The 5,300-nt window shown below is 57.0% G+C and carries 2 rRNA genes and 1 pseudogene; 2 read left to right on the top strand and 1 reads right to left on the bottom strand.

Features of this window, described 5'->3' with window-relative positions:
- Window positions 1-334 (bottom strand): annotated as a pseudogene (locus Y704_RS24640) (IS21 family transposase); the annotation flags it as partial.
- Window positions 335-1,429: 1,095 nt separating this feature from the next.
- On the opposite strand from Y704_RS24640, the gene Y704_RS0116005 reads away from it, so the two are divergent.
- A 16S ribosomal RNA gene (locus Y704_RS0116005) occupies window positions 1,430-2,952 on the top strand.
- Window positions 2,953-3,555: 603 nt separating this feature from the next.
- Window positions 3,556-5,300, top strand: a 23S ribosomal RNA gene (locus Y704_RS24905); the annotation flags it as partial.

Raw genomic sequence — 5,300 nt, 5'->3', positions numbered from 1 at the left:
CCAGCCGGTCGGCCGGGTCGGGCGGCGCGTATTCAGGCCGGATCGCGGCGACCTTGGCCCGGAACAGCGACGCGGAACCAGACCAGCCCACACGCTCCGCCAGCGTCGCGGCCGGCATCGTCGGCGTCTTTACCAACAGCTCCCGCACCCTGGGAGCAAACGTATCGAAACTCGACACTCCGGCTGCCCGCTGATACTTCGGCGCCCGGTCCGACTCCAGCGCCCGGTCCACCGTTCCGCGGGAAACCCCCACGATCCTGCCGATCTCGCGCTTCGAGTGCTTGCCCGTCGAAAACAGGTGGCGTATCTCCGCCCAATCATCCAAATTGATCACCTTCCATCATGGTCGGTGGCCCTATTTTCAGTTGGCGTTTCTGGCCCTATTTTCGGTCGGCGTTAACAAATCCGGCAGATCTACCGCAGCGCACGCCGGTGGTGGCACGAGATCGGAGTCCGCATCGTCACCGGAGCGGTCATAGCGAAAGCAATACTGCGATCAAGCACATCAAATGAAGCTGGCTCCCTTACTGCAACCCGAGCAACTACCGGTCGCGTATCCTGCTGAACCGTGCCACCCGGACGACGTCATGACCAACCTCGACAGGCCGCTCCCGCGAACCGCGAAGAGCCGGAGCACCCGGAGCCGTCGTCGCCGGGCATAACCGATTCATGTCGCAGATAAGGGAAAGAGCCCTGACGGCAAGGGGCAGGGCGGTCTGGTGGGCATGCACATGCTGTCACCACGGAGGTTCTTTTCTATTGCCGGTCCCAGGGGGGCCCAGTGTAGCCACAGGCAGCCGAGTCAGATGCGCCGGGTTGGGTGTGCCGGTGTGCCGGAGGTTCACAGTGAAGCCGCTCCAAGGAGCTCGAGCACGTGAGTCTTCGGTACCCCGCCCTCTCCTTGGTGCGCAGCACCGGCCTGACTCGGGAGAAACCGCTCCTGCCCGCCCGCCGGATTTGCTCCGCCATGCCGGTCCGTGTAGTGTCTACTGGGCTGCCCCGTCGAGGGCGACCAACCCCCATTCAAAAAAATCCATGTGGTGTGTGGTCAACACAGAAGCCGATACTGGACTCTATTTGTGGTGGGCAGAACACCTGAAATCGGCGTGCGACTCCGCAGTGCGGAGAATGCGCTGATTTGACAGGGGCTCGGGGGATGGAATAAGTTGGTAACACATCGCAGCGAAGAAATAAAGAGTCTGACGAAGAAATCTTAGGAAATCTTGGAAGACCAAAAGTATTCGATCGCGTCTGTTGTTTGAGAACTCAATAGTGTGCCAAGTTTGTTGATACCGATTGTTTTTTGATTGGTTGAATTGGCTGGTTGCTGTGCCTTTGGGTGTGGTGGCTGGTTTTTTTGGCTGGTTTCGAATTTTGTGCAGCGCTGGTTTCCGTTTTCCCGGGGGTTGGTGTTGTGTCTGTAGAAGCATTTACGGAGAGTTTGATCCTGGCTCAGGATGAACGCTGGCGGCGTGCTTAACACATGCAAGTCGAACGATGAACCTCACTTGTGGGGGGATTAGTGGCGAACGGGTGAGTAACACGTGAGTAACCTGCCCTTGACTCTGGGATAAGCCTGGGAAACCGGGTCTAATACTGGATACGACCTTCTGGCGCATGCCATGTTGGTGGAAAGCTTTTGTGGTTTTGGATGGACTCGCGGCCTATCAGCTTGTTGGTGGGGTAATGGCCTACCAAGGCGACGACGGGTAGCCGGCCTGAGAGGGTGACCGGCCACACTGGGACTGAGACACGGCCCAGACTCCTACGGGAGGCAGCAGTGGGGAATATTGCACAATGGGCGCAAGCCTGATGCAGCGACGCCGCGTGAGGGATGAAGGCCTTCGGGTTGTAAACCTCTTTCAGTAGGGAAGAAGCGAAAGTGACGGTACCTGCAGAAGAAGCGCCGGCTAACTACGTGCCAGCAGCCGCGGTAATACGTAGGGCGCAAGCGTTATCCGGAATTATTGGGCGTAAAGAGCTCGTAGGCGGTTTGTCGCGTCTGCCGTGAAAGTCCGGGGCTTAACTCCGGATCTGCGGTGGGTACGGGCAGACTAGAGTGCAGTAGGGGAGACTGGAATTCCTGGTGTAGCGGTGAAATGCGCAGATATCAGGAGGAACACCGATGGCGAAGGCAGGTCTCTGGGCTGTAACTGACGCTGAGGAGCGAAAGCATGGGGAGCGAACAGGATTAGATACCCTGGTAGTCCATGCCGTAAACGTTGGGCACTAGGTGTGGGGGACATTCCACGTTTTCCGCGCCGTAGCTAACGCATTAAGTGCCCCGCCTGGGGAGTACGGCCGCAAGGCTAAAACTCAAAGGAATTGACGGGGGCCCGCACAAGCGGCGGAGCATGCGGATTAATTCGATGCAACGCGAAGAACCTTACCAAGGCTTGACATGAACCGGAATGATGCAGAGATGTGTCAGCCACTTGTGGCCGGTTTACAGGTGGTGCATGGTTGTCGTCAGCTCGTGTCGTGAGATGTTGGGTTAAGTCCCGCAACGAGCGCAACCCTCGTTCCATGTTGCCAGCGGGTTATGCCGGGGACTCATGGGAGACTGCCGGGGTCAACTCGGAGGAAGGTGGGGACGACGTCAAATCATCATGCCCCTTATGTCTTGGGCTTCACGCATGCTACAATGGCCGGTACAAAGGGTTGCGATACTGTGAGGTGGAGCTAATCCCAAAAAGCCGGTCTCAGTTCGGATTGAGGTCTGCAACTCGACCTCATGAAGTTGGAGTCGCTAGTAATCGCAGATCAGCAACGCTGCGGTGAATACGTTCCCGGGCCTTGTACACACCGCCCGTCAAGTCACGAAAGTTGGTAACACCCGAAGCCGGTGGCCTAACCCCTTGTGGGAGGGAGCCGTCGAAGGTGGGACCGGCGATTGGGACTAAGTCGTAACAAGGTAGCCGTACCGGAAGGTGCGGCTGGATCACCTCCTTTCTAAGGAGCGCCTCACATGGTCCTGGTCATCCACTGTGGTGTATCGGGGTGTGTGCAGGAGTTAGCCCATTGCGCGGGCGTTTGTTCCGCGGTGGGTGCTCATGGGTGGAATATCAACGGATAGGTGCCTGGTGGTGTCTGCTGGTGGCTGAGTACGTTCTGGTGTGGTGGTCCTCCCTTCGGGGTGGGGTGCCGGCTGGTTCTGGAAAGGGTGTTGGTGGGTGGTTCCGGGTTGATCGTTTGGCACACTGTTGGGTCCTGAGATAACAGGGCCTTATTTTTGCGTGGTCTGGTCGTGGTTGGTTCATGGTCGGGTGGCGTGGGGGTGGGGTTGGGTTGTTTCTGGGTTTTCCTGTGCATGCTTCATGCCGTGTTCTGGTGGTGTCCCTGGTGTTTGTGGGGAGTGTCTGCTGGGTGGTGTGGGGGTGTGTTGGGGTTGTTGGTTGAGAACTGCATAGTGGACGCGAGCATCTTATAAACAAGAAGCAATTTCTTGCATGGTCAGTGCGTGGTGTCCGGGGGTGGTGTTCCTCTTTTGGGAGGGGTGTTGTTCCTGGGTGTTGTGTGGTGGTTGTGCGCCGAGAAGTGTTTTTGATCTTTTGTGGTCAAGTTTTTAAGGGCACACGGTGGATGCCTTGGCATCAGGAGCCGAAGAAGGACGTGGGAATCTGCGATAAGCCTGGGGGAGTTGATAACCGAACTTTGATCCCAGGATGTCCGAATGGGGAAACCCCGCCCGGCGCGCGAGTGACCGGGTGACCCGTATCTGAACACATAGGGTACGTGGGGGGAACGTGGGGAAGTGAAACATCTCAGTACCCACAGGAAGAGAAAACAACAGTGATTCCGTTAGTAGTGGCGAGCGAACGCGGATGAGGCTAAACCAGTGGTGTGTGATAGCCGGCGGGCGTTGCATCACTGGGGTTGTGGGACTTTCCGTATCAGTTCTGCCGGACTGGTGAAATGTGTGCAGGCGTATAGGTGAACGGGTTTGAAAGCCCGGCCGGAGAGGGTGTTAGTCCCGTAACCGTAATGCGTGCTGCCGTTTGGAGAGTATCCCAAGTAGTACGGGGCCCGAGAAATCCCGTGCGAATCCGCCAGGACCACCTGGTAAGCCTAAATACTCCCTGATGACCGATAGCGGACCAGTACCGTGAGGGAAAGGTGAAAAGTACCCCGGGAGGGGAGTGAAACAGTACCTGAAACCGTGTGCCTACAAACCGTTGGAGCAAGCATGTTCTTGTGACAGCGTGCCTTTTGAAGAATGAGCCTGCGAGTTAGTGTTACGTCGCGAGGTTAACCCGTGTGGGGAAGCCGTAGCGAAAGCGAGTCTGAATAGGGCGACGTGAGTGGCGTGATCTAGACCCGAAGCGAAGTGATCTACCCATGGCCAGGTTGAAGCGACGGTAAGACGTCGTGGAGGACCGAACCCACTTCAGTTGAAAATGGAGGGGATGAGCTGTGGGTAGGGGTGAAAGGCCAATCAAACTTCGTGATAGCTGGTTCTCCCCGAAATGCATTTAGGTGCAGCGTTGCGTGTTTCTTATCGGAGGTAGAGCTACTGGATGGCTAATGGGCCCTACAAGGTTACTGACGTCAGCCAAACTCCGAATGCCGGTAAGTGAGAGCGCAGCAGTGAGACTGTGGGGGATAAGCTTCATAGTCGAGAGGGAAACAGCCCAGACCACCAACTAAGGCCCCTAAGCGTGTGCTAAGTGGGAAAGGATGTGGAGTCGCGAAGACAACCAGGAGGTTGGCTTAGAAGCAGCCATCCTTGAAAGAGTGCGTAATAGCTCACTGGTCAAGTGATTCCGCGCCGACAATGTAGCGGGGCTCAAGTACACCGCCGAAGTTGTGGCATTCACATTAGTGCTAAGCCGGAGACGTGTTCTCCTGAGTTCAGGCGTGTGGATGGGTAGGGGAGCGTCGTGTGGGCAGTGAAGTCGCGGTGTAAACCAGTGGTGGAGCCTACACGAGTGAGAATGCAGGCATGAGTAGCGAAAGACGGGTGAGAAACCCGTCCGCCGAATGATCAAGGGTTCCAGGGTCAAGCTAATCTGCCCTGGGTAAGTCGGGACCTAAGGCGAGGCCGACAGGCGTAGTCGATGGACAACGGGTTGATATTCCCGTACCGGCGAAAAACCGCCAATACTGATCGAGGGATACTAACCGCCCGAAGCATGACCGCCCGCCCTTTGGGGTGACGTGGTTTTTTGTGGAGCGCGGGACCTGATCTTGGGAGGTAAGCGTATTAACAGGTGTGACGCAGGAAGGTAGCCAAGCCGGGCGATGGTAGTCCCGGTCTAAGGATGTAGGAGGGACCATAGGCAAATCCGTGGTCCTGGTTT

It is taken from the genome of Arthrobacter sp. Br18 (assembly GCF_000520555.1).
Lineage (GTDB): Bacteria > Actinomycetota > Actinomycetes > Actinomycetales > Micrococcaceae > Arthrobacter_D.
Note: the sequence above shows the minus strand (reverse complement) of the source record. Positions and strands in the feature narration are given on the sequence as shown.